Source organism: Streptomyces sp. NPDC028308, from assembly GCF_055565855.1.
Map to the genome: position 1 here is coordinate 279873 of NZ_JBVHTO010000001.1, position 22809 is coordinate 302681.

Consider the following 22809-nt stretch of genomic DNA (forward strand, 5'->3'; position numbering starts at 1 on the left):
GAAGTCGCGCTTTCAACTTAGGTTAGCCTAACCTAAGTCGATCGTGCGACCCCACCCCACCTGCGTCTTTCAGGGGCGAGCGTCTCGGCGCGGCTCGCGACTCACTCCCGCTCCCGCAGCTGCTCCTCGGTCAGCCCGCGCCGCCAGTAACCGACGAACGTGACCCGGCGGCGGTCGACGCCGCACTCGCGCACGAGGTGGCGGCGCAGCGCCTTGACGCAGCCGGACTCGCCGGCGATCCAGGCGTACGGCGCGCGGGCGCAGGGGAGTCCGGCGTCCCGGATCGCGTCCAGGGCGAGGGGAGTCGAGGCGTCCTCGGCGCTCGCGGCGCGGGAGGTGTCGGCGCGCACCAGCCAGGTGATCTCGGCGTCGGCGTCGGTCACCACGTCCTGGATGTCGCCGGCGGCGGGGACCTCCAGCCAGGCGCGGACGCGCGTGCCGGCCGGCAGCGACTCCAAGACGGCGGAGGCCGCGGGCACGGCCGTCTCGTCGGCCCACAGGACCACCAGGTCGGTGTCCTCGGGCGGGCGGAAGCGGATCGCCCTGTTGTCCTCGACGGCCGGTCCGAGCAGCAGGACGCGGTCACCGGCCCGCGCGCCCGCCGCCCAGCGCGAGGCGGGACCGGCGGGGGAGGCCGCGCCCGGGTCCACGCCGTGCAGCGCGAAGTCGATGTCGATCTCGGTGGTGCGGCCCAGCGCGTCGCGGCGCAGTCCCCGCAGCGTGTACGAGCGCATCACCGCCCGTACGTCGTCCGGGAGTTCGCGCCAGCCCTGCCACCAGCCGTCGCCGAGCTCGACCGGGACGGCGGGCTCGCTCTGCCCGGGATGCGGCAGGAAGAGCGACAGGCTCTGATCGCGGCCGTCGGAGAGGAAGGCGTGCAGGTCGGAGCCCGCGAAGGTGACCCGGAGCAGCGACGGGCCGAGCCGCCTCGTCCGTGCCACCTGCAGGGAGAAGAAACGGAACGGGGCGGCCACGGCCGTCGTCATGTGTGCTCCTGAGTCGTCGTCAGGGGGCGGTTGTCGTCCGGGCGGCCCGGCCGGGGGCCGGGCAGCCCGCGGCGGGTCAGCTGACCTTCTTGGCCTTCTCGATGGCGGCCGCGAGGTCCTCGAGGATCGGGGCGCACTTGTCGTAGGAGAAGATCGGCTCCGTGACCCGGGGGATCACCTGGCCCGCCTTCACGGCCGGGAGCTTCTTCCAGGTGCCCTTGGTGATGTCGGCGGGCTGGATGGTCGCGGAGCGGTTGTCCATCATGATGATGTCCGCGTCGTACTTGTCGACGTTTTCCCAGCTCAGGTTCTCGAACCAGCCGCCGCTGGCCTTCAGGGTCTTCGCCGGGGGCTCGACGATGTTCACGCCGAGCGCCTTGAAGTACTCCAGGTCCACGGAGAGGTTGGAGCCGGAGACGTAGAAGATGTCCTGGCTCGCGGAGCCGATGAGGACCTTGATGTCCGGGTTGGCCTTGGCGGCCGCGCGCAGTTTGGCGGCCGCGTCCTCGAAGCGCTTCTTGGCCTTGGTGACCTTGGCGGACGTGACGTCGGCGCCGAGCGACTCGGCGAGCGCGAGCATCCGCTCCAGGGGGCCGGTCATCTGCCGGTCGTAGACGGAGATGCCGACGCTCGGGGCGCCGACCTTGGCGATCTTGTCCTTGGACTCCGCGGGGACGTACCAGAGCGTGCCCGCGTCGTCGAACATCGTGGAGATCAGGACGTCGGGCGCGAGGGCCGCGTACTTCTCGATGTTGAACTGGCCGTACTCGTTGCCGAGGATCGTCAGCTTGCTGATGTCCATGTCGCCGGCCTGGACGTCGGCCTTGCCGTCCTTGGTCTTCGTCGGGCCGAAGACGCCCTTGACCTCGATGCCGTAGTCGAACAGCGCGGCGGCGACACCGGTGAAGGCGACGATGTTCGCCGGGACCTTGTCGGCCTTGGCGGTCTGGCCGCGGTCGTCCTTGAAGGACCAGGGGCCGGACTTGCCCGACGTCGAGGCCTTGCCCGAGCCACCGCTTTTCGCGTCGTCGTCGCCGCACGCGGCGAGCGCGGCGCCGAGGCCGAGGGCGCCGCCCGCGGCCAGGATGCCGCGGCGGGAGAGGAGGTTGGCACGGGGCTTGGGCATGAGTGTGGCTGCTTTCGGCACGGGGCGATCCGCCCGCCGGACAAGTTCGAAGGTAGGTTAGCCTAACCTCAGAAGTTGTCCAGAGGGCGGGTCGCCGGGCACCGGCCCACGGGCCCGCGCGCGGAGGTGCCGGTGCGTCAGCCCACGAGGCCCAACTCCCGGGCGATCAGCATCCGCTGGACTTCGCTGGTGCCCTCGCCGATCTCCAGGATCTTGGAGTCGCGCCACATCCGGGCCACCGGGTACTCGTTCATGAAGCCGTACCCGCCGTGGATCTGCGTCGCCTCGCGCGCGTTGTCGACGGCCACGGTGGACGAGTACAGCTTGGCGAGCGCCGCCTCCTTCTTGAACGGCTCCCCGCTGACCAGCCGGGACGCCGCGTCACGCCAGGCGAGCCGGGCCGTGTGCGCCTTCATCTCCATGTCGGCGATCTTGAACTGGATCGCCTGGTACGCGCCGATGCTGCGCCCGAACGCGTGCCGTTCCTTCGCGTACTTCACCGACTCGTCCACACAGCCCTGCGCGAGACCCGTCGCGAGCGCCGAGATGGCTACGCGCCCCTCGTCCAGGATGCGCAGGAACTGCGCGTACCCGCGGCCCTCCTCGCCGAGCAGGTTCGCCGCCGGTACGCGGACGTCGGCGAAGGACAGCTCACGGGTGTCCGAGGCGTTCCAGCCGACCTTCGAGTACGGGGCGGCGACCGTGAACCCGGGGGTGCCGGACGGCACGATGATCGAGGAGATGCGCGGCCGGCCGTCCGCCTTGCGGCCGGTCACCGCGGTGACCGTCACCAGTCCGGTGATGTCCGTACCGGAGTTGGTGATGAAGCACTTGGTGCCGTTGATCACCCATTCGTCGGTGTCCTCGTCGAGCCGCGCCGTCGTCCGCGTCGCGCCCGCGTCCGAGCCGCCGTCGGGCTCCGTCAGGCCGAAGGCGCCGAGCATCTCGCCGGAGCACAGCCGCGGCAGCCACTCGGCCTTCTGCTCGGGCGTGCCGAAGAGGTGCAGGGGCATCGCCCCGAGCGAGACGCCGGCCTCCAGCGTGATGGCCACCGAGGAGTCCACCCGGGCCAGTTCCTCCAGGGCGATGCCGAGCGCCAGGTAGTCACCGCCCATGCCGCCGTACTCCTCGGGGAACGGCAGGCCGAACAGCCCCATGCGGCCCATCTCCCGCACGATCTCGTACGGGAACTCGTGCCGCTCGTAGAAGTCACCGATCTTCGGCGCGACGACGTCGTGCGCGAACTCCTCGACCGTACGCCGGAGTTCTTCGAGCTCGGGGGAGAGGCGGTGGTCCATGGGGTCACGGCTCCTTGTGGGAGAGGGCTTTGACGGTGCGGGAGGGGCTGGGTCGGCCCAGTTGTCCGGCCATCCACACGCTGGTGGCGGTGAGGCGGCCGAGGTCGACACCGGTCTCGATGCCGAGGCCCTGGAGCATCCACACCAGGTCCTCGGTGGCGAGATTGCCGGTGGCGGACTTGGCGTACGGGCAGCCGCCGAGGCCGCCCGCGGAGGCGTCGACGGTCGTCACGCCGTACTGGAGGGCGGCCAGGGTGTTGGCGAGCGCCTGTCCGTAGGTGTCGTGGAAGTGCACGCCCAGGGCGCCCACCGGGACGCCCGCCTCGCCGAGCGCGGAGAGCAGCGCGAGCACGTGACCGGGGGTCGCCACACCGATGGTGTCCCCGAGGCTCAGCTCGTCGCAGCCCATGTCGAGCAGCGCGCGGCACACGCGCACGACCTGCGGGACGGGCACGGCCCCCTCCCAGGGGTCGCCGAAGCACATGGACAGGTAGCCGCGGACGTGGACGCCCTCCGCGCGCGCCCGCTCGACGACCGGCGCGAACATGGCGAGCGCCTCGTCCACCGTGCGGTTGAGGTTGGCGCGGGCGAAGGACTCCGTCGCGCTGGCGAAGACGGCGACGCGGCGGGCGCCGAGCGCGAGGGCGCGGTCGAGCCCGCGTTCGTTCGGCACCAGCACGGGAAGGTCCACCGGGAGCCCGCTGATCAGGGGGAACAGCTGCTCCGCGTCCGCGAGTTGGGGCACCCACTTGGGATGCACGAAGCTCGTGGCCTCGACGGTGCCGAGGCCCGCGTCGGCCAGGCGCCTGACGAACTCGGCCTTCACCTCGGTCGGGACGGTCGCCTTCTCGTTCTGCAGGCCGTCGCGTGCGCCGACCTCGTGGATGCGCACCCGCGCGGGCAGGCCCGGCGCCGGTACGGTCATGGGAAGGCCGGGCTGGGGCGTGGTCATGAGGTCTCCTCCAGTGCCGGAGCCGCCGCGGCCGCGGGGATCGCCGCGTTCGCCGGGGCCTCCTCCGCCGGGGTGACGACCGCCAGGACCTGGTCCATGGCGACGGTCGAGCCCGGCGTCACGTCCAGCTCGCTGACGACGCCGGCGTGCGGCGCGGAGACGACGTGCTCCATCTTCATCGCCTCGACCACCAGCAGGCTCTGCCCGGCGCTCACCTCGTCGCCGACGGCCACCTTGACGACCGTCACCGTGCCGGGCATGGGGGCGGTGAGCGAGTCGGCGCCCGCGTGCCCGGCGCCCGTGAGGGAGGCGGCCACGGGGTCGTGGTCGCGCACCTGCCAGGCGTCGCCGTCGCGGCCGATCCAGTCGCCCGCGCGGTGGAAGCTGTGGCGGACGCCGTCCAGGGTCACGGAGACCCGGTCGGCGGTGACGGTGTGGCGGCCGCGCGGGCGGTGGGCGACCGCTTCGAGTCCCGGCACCCGCAACGGGAAGGCGGGCGGGGCCGGTTCGCCGCCCAGCCGCCAGCCGTCCGGCACCGAGAAGGGGTCGGTCCAGCCGGTGCCGCGCGGGGCGAGGGCGTCGAGGCGGACGGCCGCCGCTGCCTCGTACACCTCCTCGGGGACGTCGCCCGGGAGCAGCGAGTCCGCCTCCCGCTCGACCAGCCCGGTGTCCAGCTCGCCCGCCACGACCGCCGGATGGGCCAGCAGCCGCCGCAGGAACCCGGCGTTGGTCTGCACGCCCAGCGTGACCGTCCCGGCGAGCGCGGCGCGCAGCCTGCGCAGCGCCGTGGCCCGGTCGGGGCCGTAGGCGATGACCTTGGACAGCATCGGGTCGTAGAGGCTGCCGACCTCGGTGCCCTCGGACAGGCCCGAGTCGGTCCGCACGCCGTCGCCCTGCGGCTCCCGCAGGGCCAGCACCGTGCCGCCCGAGGGCAGGAAGCCGCGGGCCGGGTCCTCGGCGCAGATCCGCGCCTCGACCGCGTGGCCGGTGAGCGAGATGTCCTTCTGCTCGTACGGCAGGCGTTCGCCCGCCGCGACGCGCAGCTGCCACTCGACCAGGTCCAGGCCGGTGACCAGCTCGGTCACCGGGTGCTCGACCTGCAGGCGCGTGTTCATCTCCATGAAGTAGTACGAGGACGGGTCGCCGCCGGGCACGATGAACTCCACCGTGCCCGCCCCGCGGTAACCGCAGGAGCGGGCGGCCTGGACGGCGGCCTCACCCATCGCGGCGCGCGTCGCCTCGTCCAGGAGCACGCTCGGCGCCTCCTCGATGATCTTCTGGTGGCGGCGCTGGAGGGAGCACTCGCGCTCGCCCAGGTGCACCACGTGGCCGTGGCCGTCGGCCAGGACCTGGATCTCGATGTGCCGGGGCCGGTCGACCCAGCGCTCGACGAGGAGGGTGTCGTCGCCGAACGAGGCGCGGGCCTCGCGCCGTGCGGCGGCGATCTCGTCGGCGAGCAGCGCCTCCTCGCGCACCAGCCGCATGCCCTTGCCGCCGCCGCCCGCCGACGGCTTCAGCAGCACGGGCATGCCGATCTCGCGGGCGGCGTCGGCCAGTTGGCCGTCGGTGAGCCCGCTGCCCGAGGAGCCCGGGACGACGGGGACGCCCGCCGCCCGCACGGTCTCCTTGGCGCGGATCTTGTCGCCCATGAGGTCGATGGCGGAGGCGGGCGGCCCGATGAAGACCAGCCCGGCGTCCTCGCACGCCTGGGCGAACGCGGCGTTCTCCGCGAGGAAGCCGTACCCGGGGTGGACGGCTTGGGCGCCCGTGCGCGCGGCGGCCTCCAGCAGTCTGGGCACGGACAGATAGCTCTCGGAGGCGGGCGCGGGCCCGATCCGCACCGCCGTGTCCGCCTCGCGCACATGGCGGGCGTCGGCGTCCGCGTCGCTGAAGACGGCCACCGACCGCACGCCCAGCTCCCGGAGCGTGCGGATGACCCGGACGGCGATCTCGCCGCGGTTGGCCACAAGTACCGTGTCGAACATCGTCAGGGGTCCCCTCACATCCGGAAGACGCCGAAGCCGGGATCACCCAGCGGGGCGTTGGCGCACGCGGTCAAGGCGAGGCCCAGCACCTGCCGGGTCTCCACGGGATCGATCACACCGTCGTCCCAGAGCCTGGCCGTCGCGTAGTAGGCGTTCCCCTGCTGCTCGTACTGGGCGCGGATCGGGTCCTTGAAGGCCTCTTCCTCCTCGGCCGGCCAGGACTCCCCGCGCGCCTCCGCCTGGTCCCGCTTGACGGTGGCGAGGACGGACGCGGCCTGCTCGCCGCCCATCACGGAGATCTTCGCGTTCGGCCACATCCACAGGAAGCGCGGCGAGTACGCCCGGCCGCACATCGAGTAGTTGCCCGCGCCGTACGAGCCGCCGATCACCACGGTCAGCTTCGGCACGCGCGTGCAGGCGACGGCCGTGACCATCTTGGCGCCGTGCTTGGCGATGCCGCCGGCCTCGTACTGGCGGCCCACCATGAACCCCGAGATGTTCTGCAGGAACACCAGCGGGATGCCGCGCTGGTCGCACAGCTCGATGAAGTGGGCGCCCTTCTGCGCGGACTCGGAGAAGAGGATGCCGTTATTCGCGACGATGCCGACCGGGTGCCCGTGGATCCGGGCGAAGCCGGTCACCAGGGTCTGCCCGAACTCCGCCTTGAACTCGGCGAAACGCGAACCGTCGACCACGCGGGCGATGACCTCGCGCACGTCGTACGGGGTGCGCGAGTCCACCGGCACCGCGCCGTACAGCCCGGCGGGGTCCACCTTGGGCTCGACGGCCGGCTCGACCGTCCAGGGCAGCTCCCCGCGCGCGGGGAGCGTCGAGGCGATGGTCCTGACGATGCGCAGCGCGTGCGCGTCGTCCTCCGCGAGGTGGTCGGTCACGCCGGACACGCGCGAGTGCACCTCGCCGCCGCCCAGCTCCTCGGCGGTGACCACCTCGCCGGTCGCGGCCTTCACCAGCGGCGGCCCGCCGAGGAAGATCGTGCCCTGGCCGCGCACGATCACGGCCTCGTCGCTCATCGCCGGGACGTAGGCGCCGCCCGCCGTGCAGGAGCCGAGCACCGCGGCGATCTGGGGGATGCCGGCGCCCGACATCCGCGCCTGGTTGTAGAAGATCCGCCCGAAGTGGTCCCGGTCGGGGAAGACCTCGTCCTGCATCGGCAGGAACGCGCCGCCCGAGTCGACCAGGTAGATGCAGGGGAGGCGGTTCTCCAGCGCCACCTCCTGGGCGCGCAGGTGCTTCTTCACCGTCATCGGGTAGTACGTGCCGCCCTTGACCGTGGCGTCGTTGGCGACGACCACGCACTCGCGGCCGCTCACCCGCCCGATCCCGGCGATCACCCCGGCGGCCGGTGCCGCTCCGCCGTACATCCCCTCGGCCGCCAGCGGCGCCAGCTCCAGGAAGGGCGAGCCCGGGTCGAGCAGCGTGTCCACCCGGTCGCGGGGCAGCAGCTTGCCGCGCGCGGTGTGCCGCTGCCTGGCCCGCTCACCACCGCCGAGCCGGGCCGCGGCCAGCCTGCGCCGCAACTCCTCGCCCAGCGCGTGGTGCGCCGCCTCGTTGGCCCGCCAGGCCTCCGACGCGGGGTCTGCCGCGCTCGTCAGCTCCGGTGCCTCGTGCATCCTGCGGTCCCCTCACCTTGTTAATGAGCGTTAACGCATTTCCTCCAGGTTAACGACCGCTAACCTCCCTGTCTAGAATTGCTTCCATGGCCACCAGAACCGACGCCCCCACCCGTCGCGAGCAGATCCTCAGGGAGGCCGCCCGGCTGTTCGCCGAGCGCGGCTTCCACGGCGTAGGAGTGGACGAGATAGGAGCGGCCGTCGGCATCAGCGGACCCGGCCTGTACCGGCACTTCGCGGGCAAGGACGCGATGCTCGCCGAGCTGCTGGTGGGCATCAGCGGCCAGCTGCTGACGGGCGGCAGGCGCCGGGTCGCCGAGGCCCGGGGCGGCTCGGAGGCGGTCCTCGACTCGCTCATCGAGGGGCACATCGACTTCGCGCTCGACGACCGTCCATTGATCACCCTGCACGACCGTGAGCTGGACCGCCTCCGGGACAGCGACCGCAAGCTCGTGCGTCAGCTCCAGCGCCAGTACGTGGAGCTGTGGGTGGAGGTCGTCCGCGAGGTCTACCCGGACCTCGCCGAGCCCGCGGCGCGCTCCGCCGTGCACTCCGTCTTCGGGCTCCTCAACTCCACGCCCCACCTGGGCCGCCCCGGCGCCCTGCCCGGCCGCGCGGGCACCGCGGAGCTGCTGCACCGCATGGCGCGCGGGGCCTTCCAGGCGGCCGGAGCGGCCCCCGTGGCGTGACGAGGGTCATGGGGTGACCGCTCTGGACGACCGTCGTGACCGACGGGTAACCTGAGATCTGAGCAAGCGCTTAGACAGATACCCCAGACGGAGGTGGCGGCGGTGCGCCGTACGGTGTTCAACGAGGATCACGAGGCGTTCCGGGAGACCCTCCGGGCCTTCATCGAGGCCGAGGTCGTACCCGTCTACGACGAGTGGTTCGCCGCGGGCCAGGCGCCGCGCGACTTCTACTACAAGCTCGCCGAGCTGGGTGTCTTCGGTATCCGCGTCCCCGAGGAGTTCGGCGGCGCGGGCATCGACTCGTACAAGTTCGAAGCCGTCATGTACGAGGAGACCGCGCGCGCGGGCGTCCAGTTCGGCGGCTCCGGCGTGCACGTGCTGCTCGGCCTGCCCTACATCAAGATGCTCGCCACCGACGAGCAGAAGAAGCGCTTCCTGCCGAAGTTCGTCTCCGGCGAGGAGATGTGGGCCCTCGCGATGACCGAGCCGGGCACCGGCTCCGACCTCGCGGGCATGAAGACCACCGCCAAGCTCTCCGAGGACGGCACGCACTACGTCCTCAACGGCTCCAAGACCTTCATCACCGGTGGCGTCCACGCCGACCGCGTGATCGTCTGCGCCCGCACCTCCGCGCCGACGGCCGAGGACCGCCGCCACGGCATCTCCCTGTTCGCCGTGGACACCAAGTCCGAGGGCTACTCCATCGGCCGCAAGCTGGACAAGCTGGGCCTGAAGACCTCCGACACCGCCGAGCTGGCGTTCGTCGACGTCAAGGTCCCCGTCGAGGACCTCCTCGGCGAGGAGAACAAGGGCTTCTACTACCTCGGCCACAACCTCGCGTCCGAGCGCTGGGGCATCGCCTTCGGCGCCTACGCGCAGGCCGCCGCGGCCGTCCGGTTCGCCAAGCAGTACGTCCAGGACCGCACCGTCTTCGGCAAGACCGTCGCCTCCTTCCAGAACACCAAGTTCGAGCTGGCCGCCTGCCAGGCCGAGGTGGACGCCGCGCAGGCCGTCGCCGACCGCGCCCTGGAGGCCCTCGACGCGGGCGAGCTGACCCCGGCCGAGGCCGCGTCCGCGAAGCTGTTCTGCACCGAGGTCGCGCACCGCGTGATCGACCGCTGCCTCCAGCTGCACGGCGGCTACGGCTTCATGAACGAGTACCCGATCGCCCGCCTGTACGCCGACAACCGCGTCAACCGGATCTACGGCGGCACCAGCGAGATCATGAAGACGATCATCGCCAAGGACATGGGTCTGTAAGGCCCGCGAAAAAAGTTCACGGTACAACTGACCCCATGAGTCAGGCACTTGAGTCCCTGCTCGATCTGCTCGACCTCGAGCGGATCGAGCAGGACATCTTCCGCGGCCAGTCCCGCTCCGCCGTCGTCCCCCGCGTGTTCGGCGGGCAGGTGGCGGCGCAGGCGCTGGTCGCCGCGGGCCGCACCGTCCCCGCGGACCGGCCCGCCCACTCCCTGCATGCGTACTTCCTGCGCGCCGGGGACCCGGGCGCGCCCATCGTCTACACCGTCGACCGCATCCGCGACGGGCGCTCCTTCACCACCCGCCGCGTCGTCGCCGTCCAGCACGGGCAGCCGATCTTCCACCTCTCCGCGTCCTTCCAGGCGTACGAGGAGGGGCTGGAGCACCAGGCCGCCATGCCGCCGGCCCCGGACCCCGAGACGCTGCCGACCACGGCCGAGATGCTGCCGCGCTACGCCGACGTCTTCGCCGATCCCGGCGTGGCCCGGCGTCTCGCCGAGGCCCGCGAGGCCGTCGACCTGCGCTACGTCGACGCGCCGCCCTTCGGCAGCGTCGGCGAGGCGCGCGAACCCCGCTCCCAGGTGTGGTTCCGCACCAACGGCAAGCTGGGCGGCGCCATCGACGAACCCCTGCTGCACGTCTGCCTCGCCACCTACGTCTCCGACATGACGCTCCTGGACTCGGTGCTGCTGCCGCACGGGCGCGGCGGCTGGGCGATCGGGGACGTCGTCGGCGCCTCGCTGGACCACGCCATGTGGTTCCACCGGCCGTTCCGCGCCGACGAGTGGCTGCTGTACGACCAGGAGTCCCCGTCCGCCTCCGGTGGCCGCGGGCTCGGCCAGGCCCGGATCTACACCCAGGACGGGCGGCTCGCCATCACGGTGATCCAGGAAGGCGTCGTCCGCGTTCCTCGGTGAGACTGGGCCCCATGGGAGCAGCGCGGGAACAGGAACCGGGCGGCGGCGAGAGCACGTTCACCGTGATCGTCGCCGCCGTCGCCAACCTCGGGATCGCGCTGGCCAAGGCCGTCGCCGGTGTCGTCAGCGGATCCAGCGCGATGCTGTCCGAGGCCGCGCACTCGGTGGCGGACACCGTCACCGAGGTGCTGCTGCTCACCGCGCTGAAGCGCAGCGAGAAGCCGGCCGACGAGGACCACCCGCTCGGCTACGGGCCCGAGCGCTACATCTGGGCGATGCTCGCCGCCGTCGCCACCTTCGTCGGCGGCGCGGTCTTCTCGCTCTACGACGGCGTCCACACCCTCGTCGCGGGCGAGGACCTCGGCGACCCCCTCGTCTCGTACGTCGTGCTGGCGGTCGCCTTCCTGCTGGAGGGCTACTCCCTGCGCACCGGCGTCCGCCAGGCGCGGGGCGAGGCCGACCGCTCCGGGACACCGTTCGTCCACTATCTCCGGCGCACCCCGGACACCGCGGTCAAGGCCGTCGTCATGGAGGACTCGGCCGCCCTGGTGGGCCTGGTGCTCGCCGCGGGCGGACTGCTCGGCGGGCAGCTCACCGGCTCCGGCGTCTGGGACGGCGCCGCCTCCCTCTGCATCGGCGCCCTGCTGCTCTACGTCGCCTGGGTCCTCGGCCGTTCCAACGCGGAGCTGCTCATCGGGCGGCCGCTGCCCCGGCCGGTGCGGGAGCGGATCCGCGCCGAGCTGCTCGCCGTGGAGCACATCGAGGCGGTTCTCGAACTGACCACGCTGGTGCAGGGGCCGCGGGAGGCGCTGGTCGCCGCCAAGGTCGACTTCCGGGACGCCTCGACCGCCGCCCAGATCGAGTGGGCCTGCGAACAGGCCGAACGGCGGCTGCGCGAGACGTTCCCCGCGGTCGGCCGCGTGTACCTGGACCCGACGCCGGGGTACGCCCAGCGCCGGAGGGAGGGACTCAGCCCGTGGCCGTGAACCGGCGGCCCGCCCGCCGGCGCGGACCGGGCCGGTGCTACTCCAGGCCCGCCGCGTTCAGCAGGTACGCCGTCATCGGGTCGTAGTGGCGAGGGCTGGTGACGTGGTCGTCGAGGGGGATCGTCACCTGGAGCGTGCCCTCGGCCTCGGCGAGGAAGAGCGCCGGGTCGTTGCAGTCGGCGTACCCCATGGAGTCGATGCCGGCCTGGCCCGCGAAGCCCGCCCAGCCGTGGTCGGCGACGACCAGGTCGGGCAGCGGGCGGCCGTCCCGCTCCAGGCCGGCCAGGATCGCGCGCATCGGCTCGCCCGAATGGGTGTGCCACAGCGAGGCCCCGTGCTCCAGCACCGCGACGTCCGCGAACTGGAAGACGTACCCCTCGTCCGTCTGGAGCCCCGCCGGGATGACGACGATCTCGCAGCCGGCCCTGCGCAGGGCGTCGGCGGTCGCGCGGTGCACGTCGAGCAGGCCGCCGGGGTGCCCGGTGGCGAACAGCACCCGCTCCTCGCCGGCCGCCGCCTTGCGCAGCCGCGCGGCCATCCGGTCCAGGGCGTCGACGGTCAGCTCCGGGTCGATGGTGTCCTGGCCGTAGCGGTACTCCGGGTCGTCGTTCACACCGCACCGCTCCGCCATCACGGCGAGCACGTCCTGCTCGTCGCTCCAGCGGTCGCCGAGCTCCAGCCCGAGCCAGAAGTTGCGGTCGCCGTTCGCCAGCTTGCGGTAGTGGGAGAGGTTGTTCTCGCGGGGCGTGGCGACATCGCCCGCGATACGTGTCCGTACGAGGTGGTCGACGAGCTCGGCGCGGCTGGGAGTCCCGGGTATCGGCATGCCTCCCATTGTGCCGGGGCGGCCCGTCCGGGGCGCCGGTGTCCCGAGCCCTGGGACGTGCGTCACTCCTCACCGTGACCCCGGTGACCTCCCTCGTTCACCCCTCCCTCAGGGCGAACCACAGCTCCATCCGTACGTCCGGGTCGTCGAGGTCCGCCGCCAGCAGGGCCGCGCACCGCGTGATGCGCTGACGCACGGTGTTGCGGTGCACCGACAGCGCCACCGCCGTGCGGTCCCAACTCCCGTGCAGGGAGAGCCAGGTGCGCAGGGTCTCGGTCAGCGCGGGCTGCCCGGCGACGGGGGCGAGCAGGGCCCGCGCGTGCGCCTCGGCGTCGGAGGCGGGCACGAGGTCCGCGAGCGCCGGGCGCTCCCCGTGACGCACCAACGCCGCGCGGGTGGCACGGGCGCGGGCCAGGGCGCGGGCGGCCTGGGTGTCCGCGGCGGCCCACCCGTCCGGGGCGGCGGGGGCGCTGACCCCGCAGGTCCAGCCGGGCTGCGGGGCCGGTTCGCGGCCGGCCGGGACGAGGACGCGTACGACGTCGTCGCCCACGTCGACGAGCGTGGAACCGAGGGCGGCGCCCAGCGCGGAGGCCGCGACGGCGTCCGGCGCGGGAGCGTCCCCGGCGGGCCGGGCGTGCACCACGAGGAGGCGCTCGGCGCCGAGCAGCGGCGCCACCTCCCCGGGAGTCGCCCCGAGCAGTAGCCGGACCAGCGCCGCCGAGCGGGCCGCCCCGGTCCCGCTCTGGTGTTCCCCGGTGAGCAGCGACAGCAGGACGGCGGCCACGGAGGCGATGGTGTGGTCACCGGGGGCGCGCCCGGCCCCGGCGACCCCGAGGACGAAGCCCTGGCCCGCCCCGAGGGCGTAGGCGGCGAGGTGGACGCCGCCCACGGTGTCGGTGGCGGACGAGGGCCCCGGCGGGACCGCGCCCCCCGCTCGCCCGCGCGGCCGCACCACCCCGGCCAGCTCCCGCAACGCCCCCACGACCCAGCCCTCGGCGTCCGCCGCGCCGGGTACGGAGCCGGCCGGCCGGGGGCCGGGTGCCGTCGCGTCCTGTGTGGCCCCCGCCGGGCGGGGCCCGGAAGTCGCCGCGCCCTGTGCGGAGCCGGCCGGACGGGCCTCGGGTGCCGTCGCGCTCTGTCCGGAGCCCGCCGGACGGGGGCGTGGTGGCGCCGTGCTCTGCGCGGTTTCCGCCGGACGGGGGCCGGAAGCCGTCGCGTCCTGTGCTGGCCCCGCCGGACGGGCGCCGGGGTCCGTCGCGCCGGCTGCCGGGGCCTGCGTCCCAGGTGCCCGGTCGGCGGCCTCGGGCGTCGCCGTGCGCGGGGCGGACCGCGAGGCCGTGTCCGGTGCCGGGGTCCGCGGGACGCGTCCCGCGGTGGCGAGTTCCCGGCCCTCGGGGCCGTACAGGGCCGCCCAGCCGTCGGTGTGCCGGGCGAGCCGGCGCAGCACGGCCGGGACCGGGTCGGGCCGGGCGGCGGCCGCGGCGAGGCTCTGCTGGGCCTCCGTCACGCGGCGCAGCTCCGCCAGGCGGGCCTGGGCCATCAGCTGCCAGACCGCGCGGGCCACGCCCGAGAACGTGGTCTGCGGCGGCACCTCCAGCAGAGGCAGCCCGTACGCGTCACAGGCGGCGACCAGCGCCCGCGGCACCGTGTCGTGCACCGGGGCCAGACCGAAGCCCAGGGCCGCCCCGCCCGCGGCGACGATCCGGGACACGTAGTCGTCGAAGTAGGTCCCCGAGCCCGCCGCCTCCGGGATGTGCACCCCGGCGGTCAGCAGCAGCTCGCCGCCCAGCAGGTACGGGTACGGGTCGGCCATCTCCGAGGTGTGCGCCCAGTGGATCACCGTGTCGGGGTCGGCGGGGCCCGCGATCCGGCGCAGCCCCAGGTCGTCCCGGGCCAGCAGCGCGCCCAGCGGCACCGGCGGGGTCGGCGGGACGGGCGGTACTGCCGGGTCCGGCACGGTGGACGTTCCCTCCATCCGGAGCGGTTCGAGTGGATGAAACGTACACTTCGCAGTCGCTTTCCGGCCACCTAGGGTCAGAGCCGTCGGTAGCCGCGGGTACGGGCGGATGTCCCCGCGACCAGCTGCCGTACCGCCGGCCGCGCGACATGCGCCGGCCGCGTTCCCGCCGCACGACACGCCACCGAGAGTGCGCGAAGGAGGCCCCCATGGCCGTCGACTACACAGTGATCGTCGTCTATCTGGCCGGCATGCTGGCCATGGGCTGGTGGGGCATGCGCCGCGCCAGGTCCAAGAGCGAGTTCCTCGTCGCGGGCCGCCGCCTCGGGCCCGCGATGTACTCCGGCACCATGGCCGCGATCGTGCTCGGCGGCGCCTCCACCATCGGCGGTGTCGGCCTCGGGTACCAGTACGGGCTCTCCGGCGCCTGGATGGTCTTCACCATCGGCCTCGGACTGCTGGCCCTGTCCGTCTTCTTCTCCGCCCGCATCGCCCGGCTGAAGGTCTACACGGTCTCGGAGATGCTCGACCTGCGCTACGGCGGCCGGGCCGGCGTTATCTCGGGCGTGGTCATGTGGGCGTACACCCTGATGCTCGCGGTGACCTCGACCATCGCGTACGCCACCATCTTCGACGTCCTCTTCGACATGAACCGCACGCTCGCGATCGTCCTCGGCGGTTCGATCGTGGTCGCGTACTCGACGCTCGGCGGCATGTGGTCCATCACGCTGACCGACATGGTGCAGTTCGTGGTCAAGACGATCGGCGTGCTGCTGCTCCTGCTGCCCATCGCCGTCGTCAAGGCCGGCGGATTCGGCGAGATGAGGGCGAAGCTGCCCACCGAGTACTTCGACCCGCTGGGCATCGGCGGCGAGACGATGTTCACCTACGTGCTGATCTACACGTTCGGCATGCTGATCGGGCAGGACATCTGGCAGCGCGTGTTCACCGCCCGCAGCGACACCACGGCCAAGTGGGGCGGCACCGTCGCCGGCACCTACTGCCTGGTGTACGCGCTGGCCGGCGCCGTCATCGGCACGGCCGCCAAGGTCCTCTACCCCAAGCTGCCGAGCGCCGACGCCGCCTTCGCGACCATCGTCAAGGACGAACTCCCGGTCGGCGTGCGGGGCCTGGTGCTGGCCGCCGCGCTCGCCGCGGTCATGTCGACGTCCTCCGGCGCGCTGATCGCCTGCGCCACCGTCGCCAACAACGATATCTGGTCGCGGCTGCGCGGCGCCGTCACCCGGGACGGGGACGGGGAACGCGACGAGGTGCGCGGCAACCGCGCGTTCATCCTGATCATGGGCGTCGCGGTGATCTGCATCGCCATCGCGCTCAACAACGTGGTCGAGGCGCTGACCGTCGCCTACAACCTGCTCGTCGGCGGACTGCTCGTCCCCATCCTCGGCGGTCTGCTGTGGAAGCGGGGGACCGCGCCCGGCGCGCTCGCCTCCGTCGCGGTGGGCGGTATCGCCGTCGTCGGCCTGATGGCCGCCTACGGCATCCTCGCCAACGAGCCCGTCTACTACGGCCTGCTCTCCTCGCTGGCCGCCTACGTGGTGGTGTCCCTGGCGACCAGGCCCACCGAGCCCGCCGTCCTCGCCGCCTGGCGGGAGCGCCTGGCCGGCCGCGGCTCCGAACCCTTGTCCGAACCCGTCCCGGCTCACCAGTAGAGTCGTACCAGTCGTACATACGCGACGAAGCGTAGGAAAGAGAGCACCCATCATGAGCAGCAACGAGACGCCCCGCGGCCCCGTCGACTCGTCCCGCATCCCGCGGTACGCGGGTCCCGCGACCTTCGCCCGGCTGCCGCGCCTGGACGAGGTCGGCTCGGCCGACGTCGCCGTGGTCGGCGTCCCGTTCGACTCGGGCGTCTCGTACCGGCCGGGCGCCCGCTTCGGCGGCAACGCGATCCGCGAGGCGTCCCGGCTGCTGCGGCCCTACAACCCGGCGCAGGACGCCTCGCCCTTCGCCCTCGCGCAGGTCGCCGACGCCGGTGACATCGCCGCGAACCCGTTCAACATCAACGAGGCCGTGGAGACCGTCGAGGCGGCGGCCGACGAGCTCCTCGGCACCGGCGCCCGCCTGATGACCCTCGGCGGCGACCACACCATCGCGCTGCCGCTGCTGCGCTCGGTCGCCAAGAAGCACGGCCCGGTCGCCCTGCTCCACTTCGACGCCCACCTCGACACCTGGGACACCTACTTCGGCGCCGAGTACACGCACGGCACCCCGTTCCGCCGCGCCGTCGAGGAGGGCATCCTCGACACCGAGGCGCTCTCCCACGTCGGCACCCGCGGCCCGCTGTACGGCAAGCAGGACCTCACCGACGACGAGAAGATGGGCTTCGGCATCGTCACCTCCGCCGACATCTACCGCCGGGGCGCCGACGAGGTCGCCGACCAGCTGCGCCAGCGCATCGGCGACCGCCCGCTGTACATCTCCATCGACATCGACTGCCTCGACCCGGCGCACGCCCCCGGCACCGGCACCCCCGAGGCGGGCGGCATGACCTCCCGCGAGCTGCTGGAGATCCTGCGCGGCCTGTCGTCCTGCCACCTGGTCTCCGCGGACGTCGTCGAGGTCGCGCCCGCCTACGACCACGCCGAGATCACCGCGGTCGCCGCGTCCCACACGGCGTACGAGCTGACGACGATCATGTCCCGCCAGATCGCCGAGGAGAAGGCCGCGAAGTGACTCACGACCACGACCTGGACCTGCGGCCGACCGCCGCCCAGACCGAGGCGGCGCTCAACCCCCCGCCGGGCCGCAACGGCGGGGACCTGGTCGTGGAGACCCTCGCCGGTCTCGGCGCGACCACCGTGTTCGGACTGCCCGGCCAGCACGCGCTGGGCATGTTCGACGCGCTGCGCCGCTCGCCCCTGCGGTACGTGGGGCTGCGCGTCGAGAACAACGCGGGGTTCGCGGCCGACGCCTACGGCCGGATCACCGGCGAGGCGGCGCCGCTGCTGCTGTCGACCGGCCCCGGGGCGTTGACCTCGCTGGCCGCGCTCCAGGAGGCGGCCGCCGCCTCGGCGCCCGTCCTCGCGATCAGCAGCCAGGTCCCGACCGCGGGACTCGGCGGCGGCCGCCACGGCTATCTGCACGAACTCCCCGACCAGCAGGCCTCGTTCCGGGGCGTGGTGAAGTCCGTCCACACGGTCCGTACGCAGTCCCAGATCCCGTCCGCGATCGCGGCGGCCTGGGAGTCGGCGCTGACGGCCCCGCACGGCCCGGTGTGGGTGGAGATCCCGCAGGACGTGCTGCTGGCCGAGGCCCGGCTGCCCGTGGTGACCGCGATGGACGCGACGCCCGAGGACGTCGTCCCGCGCCCCGAACTGACGGCGCTGGCCGCCGACCTGCTGTCCCGCGCGAAGCGCCCGGCGATCATCGCGGGCGGTGGTGTCGTACGGGCGGACGCGTCCGGGAAGCTGAGGGCGCTGGCCGAGAAGCTGGACGCACCGGTGGTCACCACCTTCGGCGGCAAGGGCGCCTTCCCCTGGACGCACCCGCTCTCGCTCCAGTCCTGGCTGGAGGACCGGCACACCACGGACTTCCTGGAGGACGCGGACGTCCTGCTGGTCGTCGGCTCCGGCCTCGGTGAACTCTCCTCGAACTACCACACGTTCGCGCCGCGGGGCCGCGTCGTCCAGATCGAGGCCGACCTCGGCAAGCTGGAGGCCAACCACCCGGCGCTGGGCATCCACGCCGACGCGCGGCCGGCGTTGCAGGCGCTGCTGGAGACGGTGTCGCCGAGGAAGGACGAGGGGGCCGCCGAGCGGGTCCGCACCGTCCTCGCGAAGGTCGCCGACCGCATCGCCGGCCAGGAACTCGCCCTGGAGCAGCGGGTGCTGGCCTCGGTCCGCAAGGCCCTGCCCGCCGGCTCGCCGTCCTTCTGGGACATGACGATCCTCGCGTACTGGGCCTGGTCGGCGTTCGACGCCGAGGGCCCCAACCTCATGCACTCCGCCCAGGGCGCGGGCGGCCTCGGCTACGGATTCCCGGCGGCCCTGGGTGCCGCCGTGGCCGACCCGACGCGGCCCGTCCTGGCGGTGTCCGGCGACGGCGGCGCGCTGTACTCGATCGCCGAGCTGGCCACGGCGAAGCAGTACGGGCTGGACGTCACCTGGCTGATCGTCGACGACGGCGGCTACGGCATCCTGCGCGAGTACATGACGGACACCTTCGGCGAGGCCACGGCGACGGAACTGGCGCGGCCCGACTACGTCGCGCTCGCCGAGTCGTTCGGGGTCCCGGGCGTCCGGACGACGCCCGAGGCCCTGGAGGCGGACCTCGCGAAGGCGCTCGGCACGCCGGGCCCCTCGGTGGTCGTGCTCCCCGCGGTGCTGCGGATGTTCGCGCCGACCCACCTGGGCTGACCGGCGGTGGGGGCGGGGCGCGGACGCCCCGCCCCGCCCGTCAGCGCAGGGGGGCGCCGAACAGGGCGTCCGTCGCGGGCGCGGACAGCTTCGCGGCGCCGAAGGCGAGCGCCGACGTGGTGGTGAGCCCGGACGAGGTGCCGCGCAGGATCCAGACCGCGCCGTCGGTGCCGTTCTCGGCGGTGGAGCCCGCGGCCAGGTCGCGGTGGCCGTTGCCGTCGACGTCCAGCAGCGCGGTGCTCACGCCGAACCGGTCGTCCGTCTCGGCGACTCCGGGGACGCCCGCGGTGTCCTGGTGGAACACCTGGGTCCCGGCGCCCGTGACGCCGGTCGGGCCGCCGTGGAGCAGCGCGACCGAGCCGGCGTCGGCGATGTCCTCGACGTCCTCGCCCGCGATGCCGAGCGCGATGTCCGCGTAGCCGTCGCCCGTGACGTCGGCGACCGAGACGGAGGTGCCGAGTCCGTCGCCCTCCTCCTCGACGCCGGGGAAGCCGGGCAGATCCTGGTCGAAGGACTGCACCCGCGTCTCGGACAGGCCGGAGGCCGAGCCGAACGCGATCCGCGCCTTGCCGTTCCAGCCGTCGCCGCCGACCACGACGTCGTCGTAGCCGTCGTGGTCGACGTCGCCGATGCCGGTGCCCACGCCCTCGCGGGAGGTGTCCTCGCCGGGGGCGCGGCCCTTGACGAAGCCCGAAGTGCCGCCGTAGAGCAGGCGGTTGCCCCACACGCCGTCGCCCTCGTACCGCCACTGGACGAGGTCGTCCTTGCCGTCGCCGTTGATGTCGCCGACCTGGCCGGAGACGACGGGACCGGTGATCGAGTCGCCGTCCTCCTCGCAGCCGCCGCCGGTGGCGCAGGAGGCGTCGTCCTCGTCGTTGCCCCACCAGCCGGACTTGTCCAGGATGTTGAGGACGGCGGCCGGGCGGCCGGTGCGGGAGAGCGGGCCCTTCCACAGGGCGGCCGGGGCGCCCGCGGGGTCGTCGCCGCCGACGGACCGGGCGGCGAACAGGGCGAGGTCCGTGGTGCCGTCGCCGTCGAAGTCGCCGGCCTGGGGCGCGGCCCCGTATCCGGCGAGGGCGGTGCCGCCGGTGAGGCCGGAGGCGGAGCCCCACAGGACGACCGAGCCGGCCGTGCCGCCGGATATCACGAGGTCGGTGAAGCCGTCCTTGTCCAGGTCGCCCTTGGCGAAGGTCGATCCGAAGCGCTGGTTGGCGGTGGCGGCGCCGGGCACCCCGCTGGTGGAGCGGCTGACGATCTTCTTGTCCGTGGTGGAGAGGCCGCCGGGGGAGCCGTACATGACGGCCACGTAGCCCGCCTTGGCCTGGCTCGACACCGTCGCGCCCGGGGCCCCGACCACCAGGTCGGCGTAGCCGTCCCCGTTGAAGTCGTCCCGGGCGTCCGCCGATCCGCCGGCGGCCTGGGCGGTGGCGCCGGTGAGGGCCCAGGTGCCGATGCCGCCGGCCAGCAGGGCGGCTGCGGCCAGGGGCGCGGTCAGTCGCGCGGAGCGGGTCCTTCGTCGTGCTCGGGACATCGAGTGCCTTTCGTCGTTCCGGTGGACGCGGTGGTCCGACGCGTCCGGACAGTGCGACTCGGGCGGGGCGTCACTGGTTGTACGCCCGTCGGCCATTCATCGGTCACCCGGTGGTGGCCCGGAACGACGGATACCGCCTGAACTCCCCTTTTCACGGAGGGAGTTCAGGCGATTACCGCTCCTACCAGATCGCCTCGACCCATTCCGGGTGGTCGATGAAGGGGTTGCGGTTGTGCTGGTAGGTGTCGTAGATGACCTGGTTGCGCTTCTCCTCGAAGGCGCTCGGCGGGTCCTCGTCGTTCCACTGCTTGAGCACGGCGAGCCTGCCCATGTAGGGGTTGCTGCCGTTGCTGACGCTCTCGTTGGGTTCGAGGTCGGCGAAGCCGTCGCCGCCGTCGTAGCGCACCGCCATGTAGAGGATCATGCGGGCCACGTCGCCCTTGTCCGCGTCGCGCGGCTCGAAGGAGTCGGAGTCGGTGAGGCTGCCGCCCCCGCCGCTGACCGTGCTCCCGCCGTTGTCGAAGTCCTTGTTGCCGCGGATGCTGTTCACCTGGACGTCCGCCGGGCGCAGGTGGTGCAGGTCCGTGCCGGGGCCGGTCACCTCGCCGAAGTCGCCGTGGGACTTGGCCCAGGTGTGCTCGCGGTTCCAGTCCCCGAGGTCGCCGCCGTTGAGCGACTTGGCGCGCGAGACCCCGCTGTAGAGCAGGATCACGTTGTTGCTGTTGTTCGGGTCCTGGTCGGTGACCTTGAGCGCGTTCCAGACCGCGGAGTACGAGATCTTGCTCTGGCTGCTGATGATGGTGTGCAGCGAGGACTTCAGGCTCGACCCGGTCTTGCCGACGGCGTTCTTGTAGTACGTGGTGTCGTACGCCGTCGTCGTGGCGCTCGCGGGGGAGGCGGTCACCGTCGGGACGGCGAGCGCGACGAGCACGGCTGAGGTCGACAGCGCCAGCGTCTTCCAGCGGCGTGTGTGCGTGGCGGGCATGTGGGGACGTCCGTTCTACGCGGGTTGATTGAGCGGGCAATCGGGAGCGTGACATGGACATGCGCTTCTAGGGGTGAACGAGATGTGACCGTTGTGTGTCGGAAGCGGGCAAGTCGGCGGCAGCGCCCGCGACTTGCCCGCTCTGCCGGATCCGGTCCCTGAGGCGGGCGCCGAAAGGAACCGGTCCCGTCGCGCGACTCGTACAACTTTTCGTGCCCTTGCCCGGTCAAAGGGGGGCGGGTGTGCAGGGGGCGCACCCGTATCGCCTCAGGGGATGGGAACCTTCATGACTCACCGGATATCCGGGCGCGCCCGTGTGCTCGCGGCCGGCCTCGGCGTCGGTGTGCTCGTGCCGCTGGTCGCCGCCGCGACGCCGGCCTCGGCCACGGCCGCGCAGGTCACCTGCACGTCGGACCGGGCGGGCCTCGCCGAGAAGCTCCAGCGCGACATCACCGCCGCGCTCGCCGGCCGCCGGGGCACCGTCGCCGTCGGCCTCCGCGACCGTACGACGAACACCACCTGCACGCTGCGCTCCACCAGCGCCTTCGACTCCGCCAGCGTCGTCAAGGTGACCGTGCTCGCCACGCTGCTGTGGGACGCCAAGAAGCACAACCGCTACCTCACGCAGCGCGAGACCGACCTCGCCACCGCCATGATCACCAGGTCGGACAACGCCGCCACCAGCACCCTGTGGCGCCAGCTCGGCCTCACGAAGATCAAGGGCTTCCTCACCGCGGCCGGCATGACCCAGACCAAGCCCGGCGCCGACGGCTACTGGGGCCTGACCCAGATCACCGTGCGCGACGAGCAGAAGCTGCTCGCGCTGCTCACCGCCCGGAACACCGTTCTCAGCGACAACGCCCGCGCCTACGTCCTGAAGCTGATGGGCAAGGTCGTCTCCTCGCAGCGCTGGGGCACCCCGGCCGGCGCGCCCTCCTCGGTCGCCGTGCACGTCAAGAACGGCTGGCTGTCGCGCGCCACCAACGGCTGGCGCGTACACAGTGTCGGCACCTTCGACGGGGCCGGCCACGACTACACGATCTCCGTGCTCACCCACGGCAACAGCACGATGGACTACGGCGTCGCCACCATCCAGGCCGTGGCCAAGGTCATTCACCGGGACCTGGTGCCGAGCGTGAGCACCGCCCAGCGGTACACGCCGACCGAGACACCGCGCGAGGCGTTCCCGGCGGTGCCGACCGCCGGCTGACGCCCCGCACGCCCCGCCGCCCGGCCGTCTCGCCTGCCCTTCGCCGCGCCGCGAATGTTGCGGAGGGATGAAATCCGCCCCGATCCGTGTT

18 protein-coding genes are annotated in these 22809 nt (G+C 72.9%); 8 read left to right on the plus strand and 10 right to left on the minus strand.

Annotated features, from left to right (window positions below):
- Nucleotides 1-101: 101 nt before the first annotated feature.
- From ACZ4VA_RS01205 to ACZ4VA_RS01230, 6 genes are all read right to left on the minus strand, one after another.
- Nucleotides 102-986, minus strand: a complete 885-nt coding sequence (locus ACZ4VA_RS01205; protein ID WP_355787196.1) for a siderophore-interacting protein — start codon at nucleotides 984-986, stop codon at nucleotides 102-104.
- 76 nt (nucleotides 987-1062) lie between these two features.
- Entirely contained in the window at nucleotides 1063-2112 is a 1050-nt protein-coding gene (locus tag ACZ4VA_RS01210; protein ID WP_355787193.1) for an ABC transporter substrate-binding protein, read from the minus strand.
- Nucleotides 2113-2249: 137 nt separating this feature from the next.
- Nucleotides 2250-3410 carry an acyl-CoA dehydrogenase family protein gene (locus ACZ4VA_RS01215; protein ID WP_356164689.1) on the minus strand — a complete coding sequence of 387 codons (1161 nt, stop codon included), beginning with the start codon at nucleotides 3408-3410 and terminating at the stop codon, nucleotides 2250-2252.
- Between the two features lie 4 nt (nucleotides 3411-3414).
- The gene (locus ACZ4VA_RS01220; protein WP_355786387.1) at nucleotides 3415-4362 is read right to left on the minus strand and encodes a hydroxymethylglutaryl-CoA lyase; all 948 of its coding nucleotides are present in this window, start codon (nucleotides 4360-4362) and stop codon (nucleotides 3415-3417) included.
- The gene (locus tag ACZ4VA_RS01225) at nucleotides 4359-6347 is read right to left on the minus strand and encodes an acetyl-CoA carboxylase biotin carboxylase subunit (RefSeq protein ID WP_355786384.1); all 1989 of its coding nucleotides are present in this window, start codon (nucleotides 6345-6347) and stop codon (nucleotides 4359-4361) included. Before ACZ4VA_RS01225 ends, ACZ4VA_RS01220 begins: the two co-directional genes overlap by 4 nt.
- A gap of 14 nt (nucleotides 6348-6361) precedes the next feature.
- A complete protein-coding gene (locus ACZ4VA_RS01230; protein ID WP_356164692.1) occupies nucleotides 6362-7978 on the minus strand; it encodes a carboxyl transferase domain-containing protein in 1617 nt (538 codons plus the stop codon).
- 86 nt (nucleotides 7979-8064) lie between these two features.
- Between ACZ4VA_RS01230 and ACZ4VA_RS01235 the strand changes: the two genes are divergently transcribed.
- From ACZ4VA_RS01235 to ACZ4VA_RS01250, 4 genes are all read left to right on the plus strand, one after another.
- Entirely contained in the window at nucleotides 8065-8667 is a 603-nt protein-coding gene (locus ACZ4VA_RS01235) for an SACE_7040 family transcriptional regulator (RefSeq protein ID WP_355788934.1), read from the plus strand.
- A 102-nt stretch (nucleotides 8668-8769) separates the two neighbouring features.
- Nucleotides 8770-9927, plus strand: coding sequence for an acyl-CoA dehydrogenase family protein (locus ACZ4VA_RS01240; RefSeq protein ID WP_355788931.1), 1158 nt, complete (start codon nucleotides 8770-8772; stop codon nucleotides 9925-9927).
- A 35-nt stretch (nucleotides 9928-9962) separates the two neighbouring features.
- A complete protein-coding gene (locus tag ACZ4VA_RS01245) occupies nucleotides 9963-10844 on the plus strand; it encodes an acyl-CoA thioesterase (RefSeq protein ID WP_355788928.1) in 882 nt (293 codons plus the stop codon).
- Nucleotides 10845-10855: 11 nt separating this feature from the next.
- Entirely contained in the window at nucleotides 10856-11830 is a 975-nt protein-coding gene (locus tag ACZ4VA_RS01250; protein ID WP_468079186.1) for a cation diffusion facilitator family transporter, read from the plus strand.
- 37 nt (nucleotides 11831-11867) lie between these two features.
- Here ACZ4VA_RS01250 and ACZ4VA_RS01255 read toward each other — a convergent pair whose 3' ends face one another.
- Entirely contained in the window at nucleotides 11868-12656 is a 789-nt protein-coding gene (locus ACZ4VA_RS01255) for a phosphatase (protein ID WP_452923104.1), read from the minus strand.
- 97 nt (nucleotides 12657-12753) lie between these two features.
- Entirely contained in the window at nucleotides 12754-14631 is a 1878-nt protein-coding gene (locus ACZ4VA_RS01260) for a PucR family transcriptional regulator ligand-binding domain-containing protein (RefSeq protein ID WP_388903851.1), read from the minus strand.
- A 191-nt stretch (nucleotides 14632-14822) separates the two neighbouring features.
- On the opposite strand from ACZ4VA_RS01260, the gene ACZ4VA_RS01265 reads away from it, so the two are divergent.
- From ACZ4VA_RS01265 to ACZ4VA_RS01275, 3 genes are read left to right on the plus strand one after another with little or no spacing between them, the layout of a single operon-like run.
- On the plus strand, nucleotides 14823-16286 hold the full coding sequence (locus ACZ4VA_RS01265) for a sodium:solute symporter family protein (RefSeq protein WP_468079189.1): 1464 nt from the start codon (nucleotides 14823-14825) through the stop codon (nucleotides 16284-16286).
- Nucleotides 16287-16338: 52 nt separating this feature from the next.
- Nucleotides 16339-17310, plus strand: a complete 972-nt coding sequence (gene speB, locus ACZ4VA_RS01270) for an agmatinase (RefSeq protein ID WP_355780768.1) — start codon at nucleotides 16339-16341, stop codon at nucleotides 17308-17310.
- Entirely contained in the window at nucleotides 17307-18992 is a 1686-nt protein-coding gene (locus ACZ4VA_RS01275) for a thiamine pyrophosphate-binding protein (RefSeq protein WP_355780765.1), read from the plus strand. The genes speB and ACZ4VA_RS01275 overlap by 4 nt, the downstream gene beginning before the upstream one ends.
- Nucleotides 18993-19032: 40 nt before the next feature.
- Here the strand turns inward: ACZ4VA_RS01275 and ACZ4VA_RS01280 are convergent, their stop codons facing one another.
- Entirely contained in the window at nucleotides 19033-20523 is a 1491-nt protein-coding gene (locus tag ACZ4VA_RS01280; protein ID WP_356164707.1) for a hypothetical protein, read from the minus strand.
- Nucleotides 20524-20704: 181 nt separating this feature from the next.
- Complete coding sequence (locus ACZ4VA_RS01285; RefSeq protein ID WP_356164710.1) at nucleotides 20705-21508, minus strand: endonuclease I family protein; 804 nt, start codon at nucleotides 21506-21508, stop codon at nucleotides 20705-20707.
- Nucleotides 21509-21794: 286 nt separating this feature from the next.
- On the opposite strand from ACZ4VA_RS01285, the gene ACZ4VA_RS01290 reads away from it, so the two are divergent.
- Nucleotides 21795-22718, plus strand: a complete 924-nt coding sequence (locus ACZ4VA_RS01290; protein ID WP_468079193.1) for a serine hydrolase — start codon at nucleotides 21795-21797, stop codon at nucleotides 22716-22718.
- The last annotated feature ends 91 nt before the right edge of the window (nucleotides 22719-22809 follow it).

Excerpts from the sequence above, each read along its gene's own strand:
- ACZ4VA_RS01205 (WP_355787196.1), bottom strand. The coding sequence starts at position 986 with ATGACGACGGCCGTGGCCGCCCCGTTCCGTTTCTTCTCCCTGCAGGTG.
- ACZ4VA_RS01210 (WP_355787193.1), bottom strand. The coding sequence starts at position 2,112 with ATGCCCAAGCCCCGTGCCAACCTCCTCTCCCGCCGCGGCATCCTGGCC.
- ACZ4VA_RS01215 (WP_356164689.1), bottom strand. The coding sequence starts at position 3,410 with ATGGACCACCGCCTCTCCCCCGAGCTCGAAGAACTCCGGCGTACGGTC.
- ACZ4VA_RS01220 (WP_355786387.1), bottom strand. The coding sequence starts at position 4,362 with ATGACCACGCCCCAGCCCGGCCTTCCCATGACCGTACCGGCGCCGGGC.
- ACZ4VA_RS01225 (WP_355786384.1), bottom strand. The coding sequence starts at position 6,347 with ATGTTCGACACGGTACTTGTGGCCAACCGCGGCGAGATCGCCGTCCGG.
- ACZ4VA_RS01230 (WP_356164692.1), bottom strand. The coding sequence starts at position 7,978 with ATGCACGAGGCACCGGAGCTGACGAGCGCGGCAGACCCCGCGTCGGAG.
- ACZ4VA_RS01235 (WP_355788934.1), top strand. The coding sequence starts at position 8,065 with ATGGCCACCAGAACCGACGCCCCCACCCGTCGCGAGCAGATCCTCAGG.
- ACZ4VA_RS01245 (WP_355788928.1), top strand. The coding sequence starts at position 9,963 with ATGAGTCAGGCACTTGAGTCCCTGCTCGATCTGCTCGACCTCGAGCGG.
- ACZ4VA_RS01250 (WP_468079186.1), top strand. The coding sequence starts at position 10,856 with ATGGGAGCAGCGCGGGAACAGGAACCGGGCGGCGGCGAGAGCACGTTC.
- ACZ4VA_RS01255 (WP_452923104.1), bottom strand. The coding sequence starts at position 12,656 with ATGCCGATACCCGGGACTCCCAGCCGCGCCGAGCTCGTCGACCACCTC.
- ACZ4VA_RS01260 (WP_388903851.1), bottom strand. The coding sequence starts at position 14,631 with ATGGAGGGAACGTCCACCGTGCCGGACCCGGCAGTACCGCCCGTCCCG.
- ACZ4VA_RS01265 (WP_468079189.1), top strand. The coding sequence starts at position 14,823 with ATGGCCGTCGACTACACAGTGATCGTCGTCTATCTGGCCGGCATGCTG.
- speB (WP_355780768.1), top strand. The coding sequence starts at position 16,339 with ATGAGCAGCAACGAGACGCCCCGCGGCCCCGTCGACTCGTCCCGCATC.
- ACZ4VA_RS01280 (WP_356164707.1), bottom strand. The coding sequence starts at position 20,523 with ATGTCCCGAGCACGACGAAGGACCCGCTCCGCGCGACTGACCGCGCCC.
- ACZ4VA_RS01285 (WP_356164710.1), bottom strand. The coding sequence starts at position 21,508 with ATGCCCGCCACGCACACACGCCGCTGGAAGACGCTGGCGCTGTCGACC.
- ACZ4VA_RS01290 (WP_468079193.1), top strand. The coding sequence starts at position 21,795 with ATGACTCACCGGATATCCGGGCGCGCCCGTGTGCTCGCGGCCGGCCTC.